The 20,100-nt window shown below is 69.0% G+C and carries 17 protein-coding genes and 1 pseudogene; 4 read left to right on the top strand and 14 right to left on the bottom strand.

The genetic code is table 11. The features are described 5' to 3' along the window. Positions 1 to 6 precede the first annotated feature (6 nt). The gene (locus tag BEN78_11450; GenBank protein ASR43897.1) at positions 7 to 1,254 is read right to left on the bottom strand and encodes a formimidoylglutamate deiminase; all 1,248 of its coding nucleotides are present in this window, start codon (positions 1,252 to 1,254) and stop codon (positions 7 to 9) included. A gap of 275 nt (positions 1,255 to 1,529) precedes the next feature. Between BEN78_11450 and BEN78_11445 the strand changes: the two genes are divergently transcribed. Then, a complete protein-coding gene (locus tag BEN78_11445; protein ASR43896.1) occupies positions 1,530 to 2,753 on the top strand; it encodes an imidazolonepropionase in 1,224 nt (407 codons plus the stop codon). Positions 2,754 to 2,772: 19 nt separating this feature from the next. Further along, positions 2,773 to 3,993, top strand: a complete 1,221-nt coding sequence (locus BEN78_11440; GenBank protein ASR43895.1) for a hypothetical protein — start codon at positions 2,773 to 2,775, stop codon at positions 3,991 to 3,993. A 130-nt stretch (positions 3,994 to 4,123) separates the two neighbouring features. Here the strand turns inward: BEN78_11440 and BEN78_11435 are convergent, their stop codons facing one another. Then, the gene (locus BEN78_11435; protein ID ASR43894.1) at positions 4,124 to 4,306 is read right to left on the bottom strand and encodes a ribosomal small subunit protein bTHX; all 183 of its coding nucleotides are present in this window, start codon (positions 4,304 to 4,306) and stop codon (positions 4,124 to 4,126) included. Positions 4,307 to 4,416: 110 nt separating this feature from the next. After that, on the bottom strand, positions 4,417 to 4,812 hold the full coding sequence (locus tag BEN78_11430; protein ID ASR43893.1) for a hypothetical protein: 396 nt from the start codon (positions 4,810 to 4,812) through the stop codon (positions 4,417 to 4,419). Between the two features lie 48 nt (positions 4,813 to 4,860). On the opposite strand from BEN78_11430, the gene BEN78_11425 reads away from it, so the two are divergent. Beyond that, a complete protein-coding gene (locus BEN78_11425; protein ASR43892.1) occupies positions 4,861 to 7,131 on the top strand; it encodes a hypothetical protein in 2,271 nt (756 codons plus the stop codon). A gap of 150 nt (positions 7,132 to 7,281) precedes the next feature. Here the strand turns inward: BEN78_11425 and BEN78_11420 are convergent, their stop codons facing one another. Together BEN78_11420 and BEN78_11415 are read right to left on the bottom strand one after the other, a co-directional pair. Continuing rightward, a complete protein-coding gene (locus tag BEN78_11420) occupies positions 7,282 to 7,779 on the bottom strand; it encodes a Fur family transcriptional regulator (GenBank protein ASR43891.1) in 498 nt (165 codons plus the stop codon). A gap of 128 nt (positions 7,780 to 7,907) precedes the next feature. After that, positions 7,908 to 9,311 (bottom strand): glutamate--tRNA ligase, encoded by a 1,404-nt coding sequence (locus BEN78_11415; protein ID ASR43890.1) that lies wholly within the window; start codon positions 9,309 to 9,311, stop codon positions 7,908 to 7,910. A 94-nt stretch (positions 9,312 to 9,405) separates the two neighbouring features. On the opposite strand from BEN78_11415, the gene BEN78_11410 reads away from it, so the two are divergent. Then, positions 9,406 to 10,140 carry a UDP-2,3-diacylglucosamine diphosphatase gene (locus BEN78_11410; protein ASR45095.1) on the top strand — a complete coding sequence of 245 codons (735 nt, stop codon included), beginning with the start codon at positions 9,406 to 9,408 and terminating at the stop codon, positions 10,138 to 10,140. Between the two features lie 70 nt (positions 10,141 to 10,210). Here BEN78_11410 and BEN78_11405 read toward each other — a convergent pair whose 3' ends face one another. From BEN78_11405 to BEN78_11365, 9 genes and pseudogenes are all read right to left on the bottom strand, one after another. Next, entirely contained in the window at positions 10,211 to 11,920 is a 1,710-nt protein-coding gene (locus BEN78_11405) for a hypothetical protein (GenBank protein ID ASR43889.1), read from the bottom strand. 179 nt (positions 11,921 to 12,099) lie between these two features. Further along, on the bottom strand, positions 12,100 to 13,125 hold the full coding sequence (locus BEN78_11400; GenBank protein ID ASR43888.1) for a hypothetical protein: 1,026 nt from the start codon (positions 13,123 to 13,125) through the stop codon (positions 12,100 to 12,102). A 399-nt stretch (positions 13,126 to 13,524) separates the two neighbouring features. Then, positions 13,525 to 13,713: a hypothetical protein gene (locus tag BEN78_11395; protein ASR43887.1), complete on the bottom strand. Its 189-nt coding sequence runs from the start codon at positions 13,711 to 13,713 to the stop codon at positions 13,525 to 13,527. A gap of 308 nt (positions 13,714 to 14,021) precedes the next feature. After that, positions 14,022 to 14,849, bottom strand: coding sequence for a hypothetical protein (locus tag BEN78_11390; GenBank protein ID ASR43886.1), 828 nt, complete (start codon positions 14,847 to 14,849; stop codon positions 14,022 to 14,024). Continuing rightward, entirely contained in the window at positions 14,846 to 16,312 is a 1,467-nt protein-coding gene (locus tag BEN78_11385) for an amidophosphoribosyltransferase (protein ID ASR43885.1), read from the bottom strand. Before BEN78_11385 ends, BEN78_11390 begins: the two co-directional genes overlap by 4 nt. A gap of 78 nt (positions 16,313 to 16,390) precedes the next feature. Further along, on the bottom strand, positions 16,391 to 17,371 hold the full coding sequence (locus BEN78_11380; protein ASR43884.1) for a hypothetical protein: 981 nt from the start codon (positions 17,369 to 17,371) through the stop codon (positions 16,391 to 16,393). A gap of 57 nt (positions 17,372 to 17,428) precedes the next feature. Continuing rightward, positions 17,429 to 18,703, bottom strand: a complete 1,275-nt coding sequence (locus tag BEN78_11375) for a bifunctional folylpolyglutamate synthase/dihydrofolate synthase (protein ID ASR43883.1) — start codon at positions 18,701 to 18,703, stop codon at positions 17,429 to 17,431. Further along, entirely contained in the window at positions 18,700 to 19,344 is a 645-nt protein-coding gene (locus BEN78_11370; protein ID ASR43882.1) for a phosphoglycerate mutase, read from the bottom strand. The genes BEN78_11375 and BEN78_11370 overlap by 4 nt, the downstream gene beginning before the upstream one ends. Positions 19,345 to 19,483: 139 nt before the next feature. Then, a pseudogene (locus BEN78_11365) lies at positions 19,484 to 20,091 on the bottom strand (hypothetical protein). Positions 20,092 to 20,100: the final 9 nt, after the last annotated feature.

The following is a 20,100-nucleotide window of genomic DNA, read 5'->3' as shown; positions in this document are numbered from 1 at the left end:
CGGCTGTCACTGCGCCAGCAGCCGGCGCATCGCTTCGGCGTAGCCCTGCGCCGCTTGCGCGTGCAGTCGGTGACGTCCGTCGACGACCAGCCGCTGGCCGGCGACCTCGACCTCACGCACCAGCGGCCGGTTGCCGGCGAACAGCCAGCGGTCGGCGACGTCGGCCGGCGTCGCGCCGGCGAGCAGCGGGGTATCGGCATCGAGCACGACCGCATCGTCGCGCTGCGCGAATCCGGTCGCGGACGAGGCGCTGGCCGCCACGCCAGCGAGCAGGGTCGCACCGACGCTTGGCGAAGCCGACCCGACCGCGATGTTGCGCCGGCGCCCGACCAGACGCTGGCCGTACTCCAGCCAGCGCAGCTCTTCGACCGGCGAGACCGAGATGTGCGAGTCGGAGCCGATGCCCCAGGCCCCGCCTGCATCGAGATAGGCGCGCAGCGGGAACAGGCCGTCGCCGAGATTGGCCTCGGTCGTCGGGCACAGCGCGACGGTCGCGCCGCTGCGCGCGATGCCGGCGATCTCGTCCGCATCCAGATGGGTCGCGTGGACCAGCGTCCAGCGCGCATCGACCGGCGCGTGATCGAGCAGCCAGGCCACCGGGCGCGCCCCGCGTACCGCGACGCAGTCTTCGACCTCGGCGGTCTGTTCGGCGATGTGAATGTGCACGCGCGCCTGCTGCGGCAGCGCGCCCAGCACCGCGTCCATCGCCTCGGCCGGAACCGCGCGCAGGCTGTGCAGCGCGCAGCCCACGCGCAGGCCCGCGCCCTGGCGCGCATGCAGATCGGTGAACAACCGCAGATAGCCTTCGACGTCGTGGCCGAAGCGCTGCTGACGCGGGCCCAGTGGCCGCCCGTCGAAACCGCCCGTCATGTACAGCACCGGCAACAGTGTCAGCCGGATGCCGGTCGCCTCGGCGGCCTCGATCAGTGCATCGGCCATCGCCGACGCAGGCGCGTACGCGCGGCCGTCGGGCGCGTGGTGCACATAGTGGAACTCGCAGACCGCGGTGTAGCCGGACTCGAGCATCTCGACGTAGAGCTGGGTGGCGACCGCGCGCAGTGTGTCCGGATCGAAGCGCGCGGCCATCCGGTACATCGTCTCGCGCCAGGTCCAGAACGAATCGGCCGGATCGGTCTGTACCTCGGCCAGCCCCGCCATCGCGCGCTGGAACGCATGCGAGTGCAGATTGGCGATGCCCGGCAGGCGCCAGCCTGCGGACGTGCGCTGGATCGGGACCGGTGGAAGGTCTGACATCGGGGCGACTCCGGAAGCGAGTGCGCTAGGCTAGCCTGTCTGCCGGAGTGGGACATTGCATGCACGATTCCTGGATCGGCCAATTGGCTTCTTTCCTCACCGTGGGCCTTGCCGGTATCGCGTTGCTGGCCGGGCTGTGCGTCTGGCTGCACAGCCACCTGGCGCGTAGGCGCCCCCCTCGGCTGACAGCGGAACGGGAACCGAGGGCGCGGTCCTGCCCGGCCACGCCGGAAGCGACGTCTGCGTGGGAAGCGGCGGCGACTGCGGAGGCGGCGATGGCGGCGACTGAACGCTGGGATGGGCTGATCGTCGGGCCGACGCTGGTCACGCTGGCCGACGACACCGGCTATGGGCTGATCGAGGACGGCGCGCTGGGTTGGCGAGACGGCACGATCGTGCACGTCGGCCCGCGCGCCGCGCTGCCCGCGCCGGCGGCGCAGTTGGCCGAGCGGGTGATCGAGGCCGAGGGCCTGCTGACCCCGGGTCTCGTCGACTGCCACACCCACTTGGTGTTCGGCGGCGACCGCGCTGCGGAGTTCGAGCAACGCCTGCAGGGCGTGAGTTACGAAACCATCGCGCGCAGCGGCGGGGGCATCGTCTCCACCGTGCGTGCAACCCGCGCCGCCGACGAGGATGCGCTGCTCGTGCAGTCGTTGCCGCGTGCGCGTGCGCTGCTCGCCGACGGCGCCACGACGCTGGAGATCAAGTCCGGCTACGGCCTGGACTTCGCCCATGAGCGCAAGATGCTGCGCGTCGCCCGACGCATCGGCCAGGCGCTGGGCATCAGCGTACGCACGACGTTCCTCGGCGCGCATGCCCTGCCGCCCGAGTACGCCGGGCGCAGCGACGCCTATATCGACGCAGTCTGCGAGTGGTTGCCGCGCCTGTACCACGAAGGCCTGGTGGATGCGGTCGACGCGTTCGCCGAGCGCATCGCCTTCGATGCGGCGCAGACGCGCCGGGTGTTCGAGGTCGCGCGCGCACTCGGCGTGCCGGTCAAACTGCACGCCGATCAGCTCAGCGACGGCGATGGCGCCGCGCTGGTGGCCGCGTTCGGCGGCCTGTCGGCCGACCATGTCGAGCACACCTCCCAGGCCGGCGTCGACGCGATGGCGGCGGCCGGCACGGTCGCAGTGCTGTTGCCCGGCGCGTTCCACGTGCTGCGCGAGACCCGGCTGCCGCCGCTCGACGCCTTCCGCGCCGCCGGTGTGCCGATGGCCGTGGCGACCGACTGCAATCCCGGCACTTCGCCGCTACTGTCGCTGCGCCAGGCCATGCAGCTGGCGGTCACCCATTTCCGACTCACGCCCGAAGAAGCTCTGCGCGGGGCGACTGTGCACGCGGCGCGTGCGCTGGGGTTGTCCGATCGCGGACGCCTGGTGCCGGGCCAACGCGCCGACTTCGCCTGCTGGCGCCTCGCGCAGCCAGCCGAACTCGTCTATTGGCTCGGCGGCCCGATGCTCGAGATGGCCTTCGCCGCCGGCCACCGTCTGCCCTGACCCTCAAGGACCCACCCGTATGCGCCTGCTTCCACTCGCCCTCGCTCTTGCCCCGCTGCTGACCGTGGCCGCTGCCCAGGCGCATGCCCAGACCGATGAGGCCGCACGCCGGCTCGCCCAGGACGCGATCATCGTCGACACTCACATCGACGCGCCCGGCGTGCTGCTTGAGCGCTGGGCCGACCTCGGCGAAGCCGCGCCCGACCGCGAATTCGACTATCCGCGTGCGCGCGCCGGCGGTCTGGATGTGGCCTTCATGTCGATCTATACCTCGGCCGGGCAGGACGCTGCCGGCACCGCACGCGAGATCGCACACCGGCAGATCGACGCGGTCGAGGCGCTGACCGCGCGCCATCCCGATCGCTTCGCGGTGCTGCGCTCGCCACGCGATGTCGAGCGCCTGCGCACCGCAGCGGACGGCAGCCAACGCGTGCTGTTGCCGCTGGGCATGGAGAACGCCGCGCCGATCGGCGACGACCTGGCGCAGCTCACGGCCTTCTTCGACCGCGGCGTGCGCTACATCACGCTCGCGCACAGCGCGGCCAACCGGGTCGCCGACTCGTCCTACGGCAAAGCGCGCCGCTGGAACGGGCTGAGTCCGTTCGGGCGCGAAGTCGTCGCCGAGATGAACCGGCTCGGGATCATGGTCGATGTCTCGCATATCTCCGACGCGGCGGCCGAGCAGGCGATCGCGCTGAGCACGGTCCCGGTGATCGCCAGTCACTCGGCATTCCGGCACTTCACCCCGGGCTTTGAGCGCAACATCAGCGATGCGCTCGCCCGCGCCATCGCCGCCAAGGGCGGCGTGGTGCAGATCCCGTTCGGCACCGCGTTCGTCGATGCGCAGACCGCCGCCGACACCCAGGCCTGGTTCGACGCGGTCGCGGCCTTCGATGCCGACAACGCCGAGCGCGTCGCCGCCGGGCAGCCGGCGCTCGATGCCGCCCAGTTCCAGCGCGACTGGGCCGCCGCTCACCCCGCACGCCAGACGCCGCTCGAATCGGTGCTGCAGCAGATCGACCATGGCGTCCGCCTGCTCGGCGTCGACCACGTGGGCCTGGGCTCGGACTTCGACGGCGTCGACGGTGCGCTGGCGCAGGGCCTGCGCGACGTGTCCGACTTCCCCAACCTCGTGGCCGGCCTACAGGCGCGCGGCTATACCGAGGCCGACATCCGCAAGATCCTCGGCGGCAATCTGCTGCGGGTCTGGACCGAGGTCGAGGCCGGCGCCGGCCGCTGAAGCGGCAGGCCGGCCCGTGACACGCGAAAGCCCCGCCTGGGCGGGGCTTTCGGCATGACCGGCGTCGCCGCCGGTCGCGTCCTGCAGTCGGCCCGGTCCGGGCGCCAAGCGCCGGACCTGGGGCCCGACGTCAGGAGGCCTTCTTGGCGACGGCCTTCTTGGCCGGGGCCTTGGCCACGGTCTTGGTGCCGGTCTTCTTCGCGACCGGTGCGGTCGCGGTGCCTGCGGCCTTGACGACGCCCTTCGAACGGGAATTGCCGTAGCTCGCGTTGTAGCGCTTGCCCTTGAGGGTTCTGCGATCGCCCTTGCCCATGAATCTGCTCCTGATGTCCTGCGAGTATTGAATGCGGTAGACGCGAATGTGCGCCCGACGGGCGCACAAGACCGCGGATTCTAGCATGCAGCAAACGCTGCGGCGACGCGTCAGCGCGCGCCGTGAAGATGGGTCAGCCGCAGGTTCAGCAGGTGCGCGCCGGCCAGCAGCAGCCCACCGATCGTCATCACCACCGCATGGGTGAGTGTGTGGTCATGCAGATGGGTGAACGCACCCGCCCACACCAGCGCCAGACCCGGCAACAGCAGGAACCAGGCGCGGAACACGCGATGACGGCGATACCCCAGTGTCAGCGTGGTCAGCCCCAACAGCGTGGCGAACACCACGAACGCCTGGTCGATGTCCACCCAGCCGCCCAGGTTCAAGCCCAGCGCAGGCAGCAACGCAAGCGCCAGCGGCAACAAGGCGCAATGGATTGCGCAGAGGAATGAAGCGGCGAAACCGACGCGGTCGGCCCGTCGCAGGGCGGAATCGTGTGCAGGCATGTCTTTTGGGGGATACGAAGGACGATGTAACATTATAACATCCGTGTCTTGGCCACCAGTGTACCCCATCCGCATGAACGACCTCCCCACCTCCCCCGCCTGCCCCGCCGCGCCCGTCTGACCGTCGCGATCGCCCTGCTGCTGCCCGCCACCGCGGCGTTCGCGCAGAACCAGACCCATGCCCACCCGACCACGCTCGACCGTGTCCAGGTCACCGCGACCCCGCTCGGCGGTGATGCCGAGGATCTCGCGCACCCCATTGAAGTGTTGTATGGCGACGCGCTGGACGACCGCAAGGCCGGCAACCTGGGCGACACCGTGTCCGCACTGCCCGGCGTGCAGAGTGGCTTCTTCGGCACGGGCGTCGGCCGCCCGATCATCCGCGGCCAGGAAGGCCCGCGCGTGCAGATCCTTTCCGGCGGCATCGGCAGCATGGATGCCTCGACCGTCAGCGCCGACCATGCGGTCAGCATCGAGCCCTTCCTCGCCGACCAGATCGAGGTGCTCAAGGGGCCGGCCAACCTGCTCTACGGCAGCGGTGCGGTCGGCGGCGCGGTCAATGTCGTCGACGGCCGCATCGCCCGCGCGGTGCCCGACCGTCCGATCAGCGGCCGGGCGGAACTGCGCGCGGCCAGCGGCAATGGCGAACGCAGCGGCATGTTCCGGCTCGACGGCGTCAACGGCGACAACCTGGTGCTGCATGTCGATGGTCTGGTCCGCAACACCGGCGACTTCGACATCCCGGGCTACGCCCAGGTGCCGGGCGACCACGATCACGATCACGGCGACCACGACCAGGATCATGACCACGAGGCCGAGAACGCCTACGGGCGCCTGCCCAACAGCTCGATCCGCACGCGCGCTGGCGCCGTTGGCGCGACCTGGTTCGGCACGCGCGGCCATCTGGGGCTCGCAGTCAGCACCTATCGCAGCAACTACGGGCTGCCCGACGGCGCACACGTGCATGCCGAGGACGACCATGGGCATGGGCACGACGACGATGGCCACGATCACGATCACGACCATGGCCACGACGACCACGATCACGACCACGGCGAAGAAGGCCACGACCACGGCTCGGTGCGCATCGACATGGTGCAGAACCGTCTCGACCTGAAGGGCGGCATCTACGATCCGCTGCCGTTCCTGAGCGCAGTGAACCTGCGCGCGGCCTACAACGATTACGAACACGTCGAGCTCGAGGGCGGCCTGGCGGCCACGCGCTTCACCAACAAGGGCACCGAGGCCCGGCTGGAAGCGGTGCAGAACGAGATCGCCGGCTGGCGCGGTGCATTCGGGCTCCAGGTCGGCCACGTCGATTTCAGTGCCGTCGGCGAAGAGGCGTTCGTGCCGCCGAGCGTCACCGACACGCTCGGGCTGTTCGTCGTGCAGGAGAAGGAGTTCGGGCCGGTGAAGCTCGAGTTCGGCGGCCGCCACGAACGGGTCGAGATCGATCCTGTGGCAGGGACATCGCGCAAGTTCGACGCCAGCAGCCTGTCGGGCGCGGCGATCTGGCACCTGTCCGAGGTCTTCGACCTGCGCCTGGGCGCCGACATGTCCGAACGCGCGCCCACGAACGAGGAGCTGTTCGCCGCCGGCCCGCATATCGCCACCCGCTCCATCGAGATTGGCGATGCGGAGCTTGGCACCGAACGCGGGCAGCGTCTGGAGGTCGGCCTGCATGCGCATACCGACCGCGTCGAGTTCAAGGCCGCCGTCTATCAGACGCGGTTCGATCGCTACACCTATCTGGCCGACACCGGCGTCGCCGAGCAGGGCTTCCCGGTGCGCTTGTGGACCCAGGGCGATGCGACATTCCGCGGCGCCGAGGCCGAGGCGAAGTTCCACCTGGTCGAATCGGACGCGGGCGATTTCGACCTGCGCGTGTTCGGCGACCTCGTGCGCGCCGAGCTCGACGGCAGCGGCACCCGGCACGTGCACTTCGACGTGCCGCACGGCGACCATGCCCACCACTACCACGCCGACATTCCGCTCGGCGGCAACCTGCCACGCATCGCACCGGCGCGCATCGGCGCCGACCTCAACTGGAGTCTCGGCGGCTGGCGCGCGAACATCGGCGCGGTGCGCTACCAGAAGCAGGACCGCGTGGCCGCGCTCGAGGATCCGAGCCCAGGCTACACCCTGGTCAACGCCGGCGTCGCCTGGCGTGTCGGCGAGGCCGACGGCACGCAGTGGGAACTGTTCCTCGATGGTCGCAACCTGACCGACCAGGAGGCGCGTGCGCACACCTCGTTGCTGCGCGACTACGCGCCGCTCCCCGGCCGCACGATCGCCGGCGGCATCCGCGTGTACTTCTGACGCAGTTTTGACTCACCCGGCACCTTGTGCCCAGGTCCCGCCCCGGTTGATTGGGGCGGGACATCGCGCCCCCCGTTGCGACACACGCCAGCCAGCATCGGCCCGCACCTGCATCGCAGGCAGACCGGCAGCCCTATCGGCTGTCGCGGCTCAGTGCGCGCCAATGTCGACGCACCGGGCGCACAGGCCGTGCACTTCCAGCGTCTGCGCCTGCGGCATGAAGCCCAGCGTGCGGGCACGCGCATCGAGCGAGGCGACCACCGCTTCGTCCTCCAGCTCCACCGCGCTGTGGCACTGGTCGCAGATCAGAAACGGCACCGAATGCTGCGCAGTGCTCGGATGGTGGCAGGCGACGAAGGCGTTGACCGACTGCAGCTTGTGGATGAAGCCGTTGGCCAGCAGGAAGTCGAGCGCGCGGTAGACGGTCGGCGGCGCCGCGGCGCCTGGCCCGCCACCATCACGCACCTGGTCGAGCAGATCGTAGGCCTTCAGGGGCTTGCCAGCCTTGGCGATCAGGCCCAGCACGTGGCCCCGGATCGGCGTCAGCCGCAGTCCGCGCTCATTGCAGGCGCGTTCGACCGCACGGACGAAACCGGCGGCGTCGTCAACGTGATGATGCGGATCCGTGCAGGCGTTGATCTGTCCCATCGGTAGATGATGGAGGCGCCGCGACGCGGACTCAAGTCGGACGCACGGGGACCGACGGCGCGGCCCCCGTCGCGCATTGGCACGCGATTCGCCTTGCGTGCAGCTTCGTGATGAGTGCCTCGACGCCCTCAGGCGTCGGGGATCATCGCAATCGCGGCCTCGATCCGGCGCACGGCCTCATCGCGGCCGGCCAGATACACCGTGTGTCCGATGTCGGGGCTGACCTGGGTGCCGGTGATCGCCACCCGCATCGGCTGGGCGACCTTGCCCATGCCCAAGCCGAGCGCCTCGGCGGTCTCATGCAACGCCGCGCCGATCGCCTCGGCTGTCCAGTCCGGCAGCGCCACCAAGCGCGCACTCGCGTCGGCCAGCGGCGCCCGCGCTTCGGCCTTGAGGTGCTTGGCCACGGCCTTGTCGTCGTACTCGGTCAACGGGCGGTACCAGACCGCCGCGCGCTCGGACATTTCCTTGAGCGTCTGCACCCGGTCGCGCAGCGCGACCACCACATCGGCCGGCGCGGGGCCCATCGACAGGTCGTAGCCATCGCGGCGCAGGTGCCACTCCAGATGCGCGGCGACGGCGGCCGGATCGTCGGACTTCAGGTACTGCTGGTTGAGCCAGCCGAGCTTGGCCGGGTCCAGGCGCGAGGCCTTGGCGTTGACGTCCTTGAGGTCGAACAGCGCGCGCATCTCGTCGATCGAGAAGATCTCCTGATCGCCATGCGACCAGCCCAGCCGCACCAAGTAGTTGAGCAGCGCATGCGGCAGGTAGCCGGCATCGCGGTACTGCATGACATCCGCCGCGCCGGTGCGCTTGGAGAGCTTGGCGCCCTGTTCGTCGAGGATCATCGGAAGGTGCGAGAACGCTGGCGGCTCGGCACCGAGCGCGCGATAGATGTTGATCTGCCGTGGAGTGTTGTTGACATGGTCGTCGCCGCGTACGACATCGGTGATGCCCATATCGAGGTCATCGACCACGACGGCGAAGTTGTAGGTCGCATAGCCATCCGGGCGGAACAGCACCAGATCGTCGAGCTCGCTGTTGGCGATCTCGATTCGACCTTTGACCTTGTCCTCCCAGACAACCGTGCCTTCGAGCGGATTCTTCAGGCGGATCACCCGGTTCGGGTCCTCGCGGCGCGGTTCGCCGCGCTCGCGATAGGCGCCGTCGTAGCGCGGCTTGTCGCCACGGGCCATCGCCGCCTCGCGCATGGCATCGAGCTCGTCCTTCGACTCGTAGGCGTAATAGGCCTTGCCGTCGGCGACGAGTTGCTCGGCGACCTCGCGATAGCGGTCAAGGCGATGGGTCTGGTAGATCGGGCCTTCGTCGTAGTCCAGGCCTAGCCAGTCCATTGCTTCCAGGATCGCGTCGATCGCGGCCTGCGTGCTGCGTTCGCGGTCGGTGTCCTCGATGCGCAACACGAACTGCCCGCCGCGGCGGCGCGCTTCCAGCCAGCAGTACAGAGCGGTGCGAGCGCCGCCGATGTGCAGATAACCGGTAGGACTGGGCGCGAAGCGGGTACGGCAGCTCATGCGGAACGCTCGAAACGGGAAACCGCGCATTCTACCCGTGCCGCCCCCGCCGCCGGGACGCGCCGTGGGGCGGGCGGGCTTCTACAATGGCGCGATGACGACCTACTTCCTGTCCGACCTCCACCTCGACCCGGCGCGTCCGGCGATCACCGAGCTGTTTGCCGCGTTCCTCGACGGCGAGGCGCGACAGGCGCAGGCGCTGTACGTGCTCGGTGATCTGTTCGAGTCGTGGGTCGGCGACGACGATCCGTCCGAAGCCGGCGCGCTGGTCGCCGACCGCCTGCGCGCGCTGTCGGACGCGGGCGTGCCGGTGGCCTTCATGCACGGCAACCGCGACTTCCTCGTCGGCGACACCTGGGCGCAGCGCGCGGGCCTGCGGATCCTGCCCGACCCGGCAGTGATCCTGCTGTACGGCCGCCCGGTGCTGCTGACCCACGGCGACCTGCTGTGCACCGACGATGTCGAGTACCAGGCGATCCGCGCCCAGACCCGCGACCCGCGCTGGCAGGCACAGATGCTCGCCCAGCCGCTGGCCGCGCGGCTGGCGTTCGCACAGCAGGCGCGCAATGCCAGCCAGACCCGCGCCGCCGCGCTGCGCGAGGCTGGCACGATGGAGACCGTGACCGATGTCGCGCCGGCCACGGTCAGCGAGTGGTTCGTCCGCTACGGCATCGACACGATGATCCACGGCCACACCCACCGCCCCGCGATCCACGAACTGCAGATCGCCGACCGCGCCTGCCGCCGCATCGTGCTCGGCGACTGGTTCGAACAGGGCTCGGTACTGCGCGCGAGCGCCGACGGCCGCTTCGAGCTTTCGGCGCTGTAGACAGCCGGCGCCGCAGGCGTTGCCCACCGCAGTGGCGTGGGAGGCATAACGCCACCCCCGGTGCACCAGCCTAGCTCGGCGTGGCCTCCGCCTCCGCTGCCGTGTCCGCGCGATCAGACTCCGGACGCGGTGCCGACATCGGTGTGTCGAGCCCGCACTCCAGCAGCAGGGGCGAAGGCAATCGGCAGTCGGGATGCAAGCGGTTGAGAAAGTGGAGCGATCCCGACACGCCGCTCATCAGCCCCGGTGTATAGGTATCGCGCGCCAGCCCGCCGACTGCGCCGCTGCATTCCTCCATCGCCGAGACGATACGCGCGCCGGCCGGCAATCCGTCATCGCGCCGTAAGCCCGGATCCAGCACTGCTGCGCGCTCGAGCAGCTCCCACAGGCTCAGATCGCCATGGCATAGCGTATGACTGATCCCCCAGCCGCGTCGCTCGGCCGCGCGAACCGCCCGCCGCAAGGTGTCGAGATAACGCGCTCCGCCGGTGCGAGCATAGAGGTCGCAGGCCGCCAGCCCGATGCCGACGCTGCCGTGGCACCACGTATCGGGAAAATCCTTGGATTCCGGCTTGCGGACGTCGATCCAATCGCCTGCTGCATGATCGTAGAGTCCGTCTTCGAACACGAAGGCCTGCTCGGCCAACGCCGCCCACCGATCGCGCTCCTGCTGCGTCCCCGCGCGACTCAATGCGAGCCTTGCGAGCGCCCATCCGCTGCCCGTCGCACCGTGCGCGAAACCGCCCAGCGGCTGATGGAAAATAGCACTCGACCATCGCGCCCCCTGGGCATCGACGATCGCGGTGGCCTCCAGTTGGCGCCCAGCCTCGGCGGCCGCTTCCAGCCACGCATCGTTTCGGTCCAACTCGGCCAGCTGCAGCAACGGCACGATCGCACCGCTGACACCCTCGAGCAGATCGAGATTGTCGTCCGGACGGAACCCTCGCCGCGCCAGCGTCGTCGCGCTGCGGCGCGCGCGTTCGAGCATCGCCGGATCGCCGTCCAGGCGGTACAGCGTCGTCCAGGTCAGCACCTGCGATCCCAACCCGATGAACCCACCGACCGCATCGATCGGCTCTTGCAGCTCGAGTGTCTCAACGACTCGGGTAGCACCTGCGATCGCCCTATCCAGACCATCCACAGCGTCGGCCCGCCCCCGCCTGACTTCGTGACGATAACCAGCCAATGTGATGGCGATCCCTCCTAACCCGATGTAGAGATCAGAATGGAGCGTGCGCATCGTCCAGCCCTCTGCGCCAAGCACAGGACTGATCCAGGTGATCGTGTCATCGTCGCCAGCCACCGACAGTTGCAACAGCTTCTCAAGCGTTTCTGTGGCCAGCCTGCGACGCCTTCGGTCGAGGTCACCCGCATGCGGTCTGCGGGCAACGACGTCGCGCGGCACGCTTTGCCGGTCAGCGAGCTTGCCATTGAGATAGGCGGTTACCAGGGCGCCCCGAATTGTCAGCTCTTCCATCTCAAGGCGCATGACGCGCCAGTTGTCCAACGCGGCATCGATGTCGACGGCCGACAGCCTCCCCGAAAAGACGGGAATGTCCCCATAGCGCATGTCTTCGACCTCGCTGGCGATCGTATCCAGATCGCCGGGGGCAACCGGCAAGACGTCTGCATTACGTTTCAGGATGTCCCGGGCGCGTTCGAGCGCAGGGCGTTCATCGTGCAGCGATGCAGGATGCCAGAGCATGCGCATCACCTCGGCGTACGCCTGTGTCGGCCGCCGGATCTGCCTGGCTTCGCACCCGACGAAAGGCGCCAGCAAGGGGCGTAGGAGCCCGTCTTGATCGAGACGCTGGAAACGTACTGTCAACTCCGAGAAGCCACCGATGACGTGGTTCCAGTGCTGGGAAATGTCAGGTCTTGCGCAGGGATGATTGCGTGCAGGTGGCAGCTCGACATCCGCCACCTGCATGCGGGCCGAGGCCGTGCCGCCATCGACGATCAATGGCACCCGAATTTTTGGCTGCTCATCCGGGAGGGCGCCCGCCCCGAGATGTCGACCCCGTACAGGCCGAGCATCGGTGCGCGAAACGGCACGAGTCCGGTCCGCAGCACCGAGGTCGTGATCAATGCAGTCGCCACATCCACCGCCGCACCCAATCCCGTCGATGGGACAGCGACCTCGGGCGCAAACAGGCTCTCGACGTCCACTGCCACAGGGACGGGACCAACGGCGATGATATTCTCGTGGTGCAGATCGGTTCCACCCAAGAGGCGCATCGCGGCCAACCAATGGCCGATGTTGCGATAAAAGGTGCTCAGCTCCTCGTCATCACTGCAGTAGCGGTGCACCTCGAATGCAGACCATCCGTAACCTGCCTGCATCAGCGAGCCCGGCACACGGATGCGCAAGGGATCGCTCCCCAGCACGTGCTCTAGAAAGCCCTCCAGCGCCAGATCGATCGCCACCGAACGCGGCTTGTACATCACACTGCCGCCCTCGAACTCCAGGCGCGCGACCGCCTGTCCACCATTGTGCACATCGCCTTGCCCAAGATGGAGGGCGCACAGAAGGCCGGGCGATTCACCAATGAGGGTGTGCAACTGCGCGCGATCGGCGACCAACCGTTGCACCATCAAGGCCAGCGCCGATGCCTGTTGCCGCAGTGCACGGTCCAGCCGGGGCTGCAGCGCAGGGTAGCGATTCGAGAGATGCCCCACGAATTCGCGGGTGCTAGCGCGCTCGACAAATTCCCTGAAACGCTCGCGTTCGTCGCTTTGACGCAACTGGCCGGACAACTGTGCAGCATGCAGTTCCAGCAGCAGTACCCGATTGAGTTTGCGCCGCGCGTTGGCCAATAGTGCATGTTGCGCCGCAACGACCACAACACTGCGTTCCTCAGCTGCGAGCCCCTGTGCGGCGGACGCCATCTGAACGTCCAAGTTCTCGCACGCATTCGAAACAATCACGTCGATGACTCGGTCAAACTCCGTGCCGCTCGCTGCATCGTCCATGCTGAACTCCAACTCCTGTTCCTGGGCACCACTGAATCTGCCTTCGCTGGGTTGGCTCCGGCAATTTCACCACTACTGCGACTAGCAAAACGACAACAACAGACCACGCGAAGCGGACCCGCATCGCGGGTCCGCTTCGTGGCACGGTCTCAGCAACAGTGCGCAGGGAGGGACGCGGTGCAGGAACTGCATCGCGTCATCAGACAAAGACTTTTGTCCGTCATCGCTGCCTCTGTCGCCGCGACGCCTTCAACATACAACGATCCAGCGGGGTTCTCATGCCCATCCACGCTGTCCGCGCCGCTGAGCCAACCACCTACGATGTCTTCGTACTGCATATTCGAATCTCCTTATTGAATGCGTATCCGACCACTGCTTTCGACACAAAGAGGCCCTTACTGGGCCACATGCTCAGCAACAGATCGTCGGTGCAGAGGCGGTACAGGAACTGCACTGCGTCAACAGAAAGAAATTCCTGTCGGTCATCGCCGCTTCGGTCGCGGCAATGCCCTCCACGTACAACGCCCCAGCCGGGTTTTCGTAGCCATCTACGGTGTCGGCCCCGCTCAGCCAGCCGCCAACGATTTCGTCGTGCTGCATGTCGTCTCTCCTTGTCGATTGCATCAACTGCGAATGCCGCTTGCACGTCCGCCAGAACACATGCTCGACATGCCCGTCGAATGCACGCACGGCACCTGGACGGGGCCTTGGCGTTGTAGCACTCCGGCCTACGGACGTCTTGCCCCGGGGGATACTGGCCCGGTGCGACCAGACTGTCTTTGATGAACGTCACAGTCCGCCCCCGCGTGCTACGGCGACAGATGCGGCGCATGGTGGCTCGTGATTGCAATGCAGTCGGCGTCCTTGCCGCCAAGGTGAGCCCCCAACTGGGCGTAGAACCTGCTGCCCTAGCCTTGGGCGACCGCCTGCAAGGCCGCGAGTTCTTCGGCGCTGAAGCCGGCGGCGGCGCGGGCGTCCAGATTGAACGGACCGTGCAGCACCGTGCGCGCGTAATCGGCCAGCAGTTCGCGGAATCTGGGTTCGGGATCAATGCCGTCGCGCGCGCAGTACCAGCGAAACCACCGGCTACCGGCTGCGACATGCGGGATTTCCTCGCGCAGGATGATCTCGAGGATGTCGGCGGTCGCCTCTTCGCCAAGCGCGCGCAACTTGACGATCATGCCGGGGGTCACGTCGAGGCCGCGGGCTTCGAGCACGCGCGGCACCAACGCCATGCGCGCCAGGCCGTCGTGCGCGGTCTTCTCGCACATCTCCCATAGCCCGTTGTGCGCGTCGAAATCGCCATAATCGCGGCCGAACGCCCGCAAGCGGTCGCGCAGCAGCACGAAATGCCGGGCCTCGTCGTCGGCGATCGCCACCCAGTCTGCGTAGAACGCATCGGGCAGGCCGCGGAAGCGGTAGACCGCATCCCAGGCCAGGTCGATCGCGTTGAGCTCGATGTGCGCGATCGCATGGAGAAACGCCGCGCGCCCCTCGTCGCTGCCCAGTCCACGCCGCGGCAGGTCGCGCGGATGCACCAGCCGCGGACGCGGCGGGCGGCCGGGCATGCGGATCGGGTCGGGCGGCGGTGGCGAGATGGGCAGCGACAACCGCCCGGCGCGGTGCTGCGCGGCATATCGGCGGGTCAGCGCGACCTTCGTATCGGGATCACGGGCGTCCAGGCATTGACGCGCCGCGGCCAGCAGGTCGAGCGCGTCGGCCACCACCGCGCTCACGCGCGGCGCTTGTTCTTGGCTTCGTCGGAGCGCAGCTGGCGCAGTCGCTCGAAATAGCCCGGCTCAATGCCGGTGACGTACTCGCCGCTGAAGCACGAGCTGTCGAAGCGCAGGTCGGGGAACTTGGGCCCGGCGACGGCCGCCTCGAGATCGGCCAGGTCCTGGTAGATCAACCAGTCGCAGCCCAGGAACGCCTCGATCTCGGCCTCGGTGCGGTTGTGCGCGACCAGTTCGTCCACCGACGGCATGTCGATGCCGTAGATGTTGGGGTAACGGACCGGCGGCGCCGCGGACGCCAGATAGACTTTCTTGGCGCCGGCATCGCGCGCCATCTGCACGATCTGCTTGGACGTGGTGCCGCGCACGATCGAATCGTCGACCAGCAGCACGACGCGGTTGCGGAATTCGAGCGGGATCGGATTGAGCTTGCGCTTGACCGACTTCGCACGTTCGCCCTGCCCCGGCATGATGAAGGTGCGGCCGACGTAACGGTTCTTGATGAAGCCCTCGCGGTACTTCACGCCCAGCACGTTGGCGATCTCCAGCGCAGAGTCGCGCGAGGTGTCGGGGATTGGGATCACGGTGTCGATGTCGTGATCCGGGCGCAGCCGCAGGATCTTCTCGCCCAGGGTCACGCCCATGCGCATGCGCGCCTTGTGCACCGAGATGTTCTCGATCATCGAGTCGGGGCGCGCGAAGTACACGTACTCGAAGATGCAAGGCGCGTGCGCCTGCTGCGGCGCACACGGGCGATGGTGCAGCTCGCCGCGCGCGGTGACGACGATGCCCTCGCCGGGCTCGACGTCGCGCAGCCGTTCGAAGCCGAGGATGTCGAGCGCGACCGATTCGGACGCCACCGCGTACTCGGTGCCCTCCTCGCTCTGTCGGCGGCCGAGCACCAGCGGACGGATGCCGTGCGGATCGCGGAACGCGACCAGGCCCAGGCCCAGCACGGTCGCCACGACCGCGTAGCCGCCACGCGCACGTCGATTGACGCCCTCGATCGCGCGGAATGCGGCCTCGGGGGTCAATGCCTTCTCGCGGTCGAGCTCGTGCGCGAACACGTTGAGCAGCACTTCCGAGTCGGACTCGGTATTGACGTTGCGCCGATCGGTCTCGAACACCTGCTGGCGCAACTGGTCGGTGTTGACCAGGTTGCCGTTGTGCGCGAGCGCGATGCCGAACGGCGAATTGACGTAGAACGGCTGCGCCTCGTCGCTGCCCTCACTGCCCGCGGTCGGATAGCGGCAATGGGCGATGCCGACGCGGCCGCGCAACAGCGCCATCGTCTTGGCGTCGAACACGTCGCGCACCAGGCCGTTGCCCTTCTGCACACGCAGCGCGGTGCCATTGGCGGTGGCGATGCCTGCCGCATCCTGCCCGCGGTGCTGCAGGACGGTCAGACCGTCATACAGCGCACCCGCGACTTCGGAGGTTCCGACGATCCCGACGATCCCGCACATGGCGATTCCAGTCCTGCTGGGCGCGCGGTGCGCGCCGTTGAAAAGAGAAAAAGAGGAGAGCCCGTTTCGGCTCTGGCCTCAGGGGTGCGACCGCACCAGGCCGTCGATGCCCACCTTGGCGCGCACCTGCGCCTTGAGCTGATCGGCCTCGCCGCGGCTGGTGACCGGACCGGCCTTGACCCGGGTCAGGCGCCCCTTGTCGGTGGTGACGCTGTCGGTGAAGGCGGTGATGCCGGCGCTGCGCAGACGATCGCGCAGCCGCTCGGCCTCGGCGGCCTGGCTGAAGGCGCCGAGCTGCACCACGAAGCCCACATCGGCCGTGCGCGCCGGGGCCGGTGCAGGCGTTGCGGCAGGCGCCGGCTTGGTCGGCGGAGGCGGCGTCTGCGCGGTGCGCGTGGGCTCGGCCGGCGGCGTCGCAGGCTGGGGCCGGGCCGGCGGCGGTGTCGGCGCCGATGCAGGCGGCTGCGTCTGCGCAGGCGCCGTAGCGGTGGCGTCGAGCGCGACCACGCGCGGGTTGACGTCGTCGCGCACCTGGGCCGCGCGCAACCGCACGATCTCGGCCTCGGCACGGCTCGCGTAGGGCCCCAGCCGCACGCGCTGCGCCGGCCGACCGTTGAGCGTGAACGCTTCGCGATAGCCGGTCAGCGACGACTGGCGGAGCTGACGCAGGATCGCCTCGGCATCGGCCTCGCTGGCGAACGCACCGTAATGCACGGCGTAGCCGCCACCGGCGGTGGTCGGCGGCAGCGGTTCGTTCTGCGCGCCGGTCTCCACCGTCGGCAGCGCGTCGCCTGCGCTCGGCGCAGCGACCGTTGCCGGCGCGGCGGGCGTGCGCGGGGCGCCTTCGGCGAGCACACCGCCTGCCGGGGCCGGCGACGGCGCGACCAGCGGCAAGTCGACGGTCTTGTACTGCCCGTCCGGCGCGTCCGGCAGCTCGAGCGGCATGTCGGGCAGGCCGCTCGCGGGCGCCGGGCCTTTGACCAGCATCGGCAGGAAGATCACCGCCAGCGCGATCAACACGGCGGCACCGATCAGGCGCTGTTTGAGTCCAGGCGTCATGCAGAGGGCGCAGGCGGAGGGAACGCGGCGATTATACGCACCGGCGCCGTCGGGGCCTTAACCCGGGCCCTGCAACCGCGCGAGCGCAGCGGCGGCGGTGTGGAAAGAGCCGAACACCAGGACCCGGTCGCCCGGGCGCGCTTGCGCCAGCGCCGCCGCCAGCGCGCCGCCCACGTCGGCCGCCACCGGGGCCTGCTCGGCAGCGGTGCCTGCCAGCCGCGCGCGCAGCGCCTCAGCCGATTGGCTACGCGCACCGGCGTCGGCTAGCCCTGCCAGCCACCAGCCGTCGACCGCAGCCGCCAGCGCCGCGACGACGCCCGTCGCATCCTTGTCGGCCAATGCGGCATAGACCGCCCACGTCCGGCCTTGCGCGGGCGCGGCCCCCAACCACTGCGCCAGCGCCTGGGCGGCCTGTGGGTTGTGCGCCACGTCGACGACGAGCTCGACCCCACCCTGCTCGAACCGTTGCAAGCGCGCGGCGACGTGCGCGCCGGCAATCCCCGCCGCGAGCGCGGTATCGGGCACATCAACGTTGAGCGCACGCAGGGCCGCCACCGCGACGGCGGCGTTGCGCAGCTGCACAGGCGCGGCCAGGGCGGGCAGCGGCAGTTCGACTTCATAGCCGACCTCGCGCCAGATCCAGCGCCCTTCGCCCGCAGGTGCGAACAGGAAATCGCTGCCGGCGCGGATTGCGACCGCGCCGATCCGGTAGGCATGCCGCAGCACGCTTGCCGGCGGATCGTCGTCGCCGAGTATCAGCGGCCGCCACGGGCGCGCGATGCCGGCTTTTTCCAGACCGATCGCCTCGCGGTCGTTGCCCAGCCAATCCTGGTGATCGAGATCCACCGTGGTGACCACCGCGACATCGGCATCGACCAGGTTGACCGCATCCAAGCGACCGCCGAGCCCGACTTCGAGAATCGCCAGGTCCAGCCCCGCGCGCGCGAACAGCCACAGCGCGGCCAGCGTGCCGGTCTCGAAATAGGTCAACGGCGTGTCGCCGCGCACGGCCTCGATCGCCTCGAACGCCGCCACCAGCGCGGCATCGTCGGCATCGGCGCCGTCGATGCGCACGCGCTCGTTGTAGGCCAGCAGATGCGGCGAGGTGTAGGCGCCCACGCGCCAGCCGGCCGCACGCGCCGAGGCCTCGATCAAGGCGACCGTCGAGCCCTTGCCGTTGGTTCCGGCCACGGTGATGACACGGGCGGCCGGCGGGCCACAGTCGAGTCGCGCATGGACCGCAGCAACGCGCTCCAGCCCCAGGTCCACCTCGACCGGATGCCGCGCTTCGAGGCGCGCCAGCCAGTCGGCGAGCGATGCGGATGCGGTCATAGCGCGCGGTGGACCGCCTCGCCGAAGAACGCGGTGTGGTGCGCGCAGTCGTTCAGACGGACGACGTCGAGACGATCGACATCGGGGCCCTCGAGCAGATTGAGCGTGGTCGGCGCCTGACGGAAGGTCCACAGACGCGCGAGCGGCAGGCCGAGCACGCGGCACAGGATCACCCGGTTGACTGCGTCATGCGCGACGATCAGCGCCGTGTCGTCCGGGCCCAGGCCCGCGAGCGCGCGTGCGAACGCCGGCCACGCACGATCAAGCACTTGCTGCAGCGATTCGCCGCCCGGCATCTGCACCGTGTCGGGGGCGTCGCGCCACGCTGCCAGACGCTCGGGGTCGCGCTCGCCGATCTCAGCCGCAAGCAGGCCTTCCCAGGTGCCATGCGCGATCTCGGCCAGGCCGGGATCGGTGGTCAGCAGGGAGGCGCGATCCACGCCCAGGGCCAGACGTGCGGTGTGGTTCGCACGCGCCAACGGCGAACTGACCGCCCGGTCGATGCGCACGTCCGCCAGCCGCGCACCGAGCAAGGTCGCCTGGCGCTCGCCGACCGGCGAGAGCGGGATATCTTCCTGCCCCTGGTAGCGGCCTTCGGCGTTCCACGGCGTTTCGCCATGGCGGGCAAGCAGGATTCTCATGCGCGGTCCTCGACAATGCGGCGCGCCTGCACGGCTGGGCGCGGCGCGACAGTCTACCTGCCGAGGCGGGCGCCACGCGCACGCCCGACACTTGGAATGCGCAGGCGATCGTGCCGCAACCCGCGGCGACGCGCAGTGCTCAGCCCCGTCTTCCGAGCATCATGACCAAGCCGAACAGACCGCCCAGGCCGCCGATGAAGGCGAGTGCGACGCTCGGTTCGCGCAACCGCAACGCCATCACCACGCAGGTGATCCCGAGCGCCAGGATCAGCAGCCCCACCAGCCGGCCCCGCGCGCCGCCGTAGAAATGGGTGAGCACGGCGCGGCGTTCGGCCACGGGTCGACGCGCCTGCCAGGCCCGAACGCGGCCTGGAACTCCCCGAGCAGACGATCCCGCCCTGGCCCGTCGAGCGCGCTCACCAGGACGGTGGGCGCGCCGCGTCGGACCAGCTTCAAGTAATCGTCGGTGCCCCACTGGACAATCTCAGCGAAGCGCACGGCTTCGCGTCGCGCGAAGACGAGGCCGTCCGGCTCGATCCGCACGTCGTCGCGGGTGGGAAAGCCCTGAAAGGCGATCAACGGGGGGCCCACGAGCGCGACGATCGCCACCCCGATCGCCAACAGCGGCTGGTTCAACCCGAACACGATGCCGATGAAGCCCGTCGATGCCAGCACGATGCCCAGCGGCGTCGACCACTGGTGCCAGCGGGTGAAGGCTTTGACGGGGATGGTCGAAGACGGTCGCATCGTTGGTTC

This window comes from Xanthomonas citri pv. mangiferaeindicae (assembly GCA_002240395.1).
Classification (GTDB): Bacteria; Pseudomonadota; Gammaproteobacteria; order Xanthomonadales; family Xanthomonadaceae; genus Luteimonas; species Luteimonas citri_A.
The sequence above is the reverse complement of the archived record's forward strand: the minus strand, read 5'-3'. Positions and strand labels throughout refer to the sequence as shown.

Excerpts from the sequence above, each read along its gene's own strand:
- BEN78_11450 (ASR43897.1), bottom strand. The coding sequence starts at position 1,254 with ATGTCAGACCTTCCACCGGTCCCGATCCAGCGCACGTCCGCAGGCTGG.
- BEN78_11445 (ASR43896.1), top strand. The coding sequence starts at position 1,530 with ATGGCGGCGACTGAACGCTGGGATGGGCTGATCGTCGGGCCGACGCTG.
- BEN78_11440 (ASR43895.1), top strand. The coding sequence starts at position 2,773 with ATGCGCCTGCTTCCACTCGCCCTCGCTCTTGCCCCGCTGCTGACCGTG.
- BEN78_11435 (ASR43894.1), bottom strand. The coding sequence starts at position 4,306 with ATGGGCAAGGGCGATCGCAGAACCCTCAAGGGCAAGCGCTACAACGCG.
- BEN78_11430 (ASR43893.1), bottom strand. The coding sequence starts at position 4,812 with ATGCCTGCACACGATTCCGCCCTGCGACGGGCCGACCGCGTCGGTTTC.
- BEN78_11420 (ASR43891.1), bottom strand. The coding sequence starts at position 7,779 with ATGGGACAGATCAACGCCTGCACGGATCCGCATCATCACGTTGACGAC.
- BEN78_11415 (ASR43890.1), bottom strand. The coding sequence starts at position 9,311 with ATGAGCTGCCGTACCCGCTTCGCGCCCAGTCCTACCGGTTATCTGCAC.
- BEN78_11410 (ASR45095.1), top strand. The coding sequence starts at position 9,406 with ATGACGACCTACTTCCTGTCCGACCTCCACCTCGACCCGGCGCGTCCG.
- BEN78_11395 (ASR43887.1), bottom strand. The coding sequence starts at position 13,713 with ATGCAGCACGACGAAATCGTTGGCGGCTGGCTGAGCGGGGCCGACACC.
- BEN78_11385 (ASR43885.1), bottom strand. The coding sequence starts at position 16,312 with ATGTGCGGGATCGTCGGGATCGTCGGAACCTCCGAAGTCGCGGGTGCG.
- BEN78_11380 (ASR43884.1), bottom strand. The coding sequence starts at position 17,371 with ATGACGCCTGGACTCAAACAGCGCCTGATCGGTGCCGCCGTGTTGATC.
- BEN78_11375 (ASR43883.1), bottom strand. The coding sequence starts at position 18,703 with ATGACCGCATCCGCATCGCTCGCCGACTGGCTGGCGCGCCTCGAAGCG.
- BEN78_11370 (ASR43882.1), bottom strand. The coding sequence starts at position 19,344 with ATGAGAATCCTGCTTGCCCGCCATGGCGAAACGCCGTGGAACGCCGAA.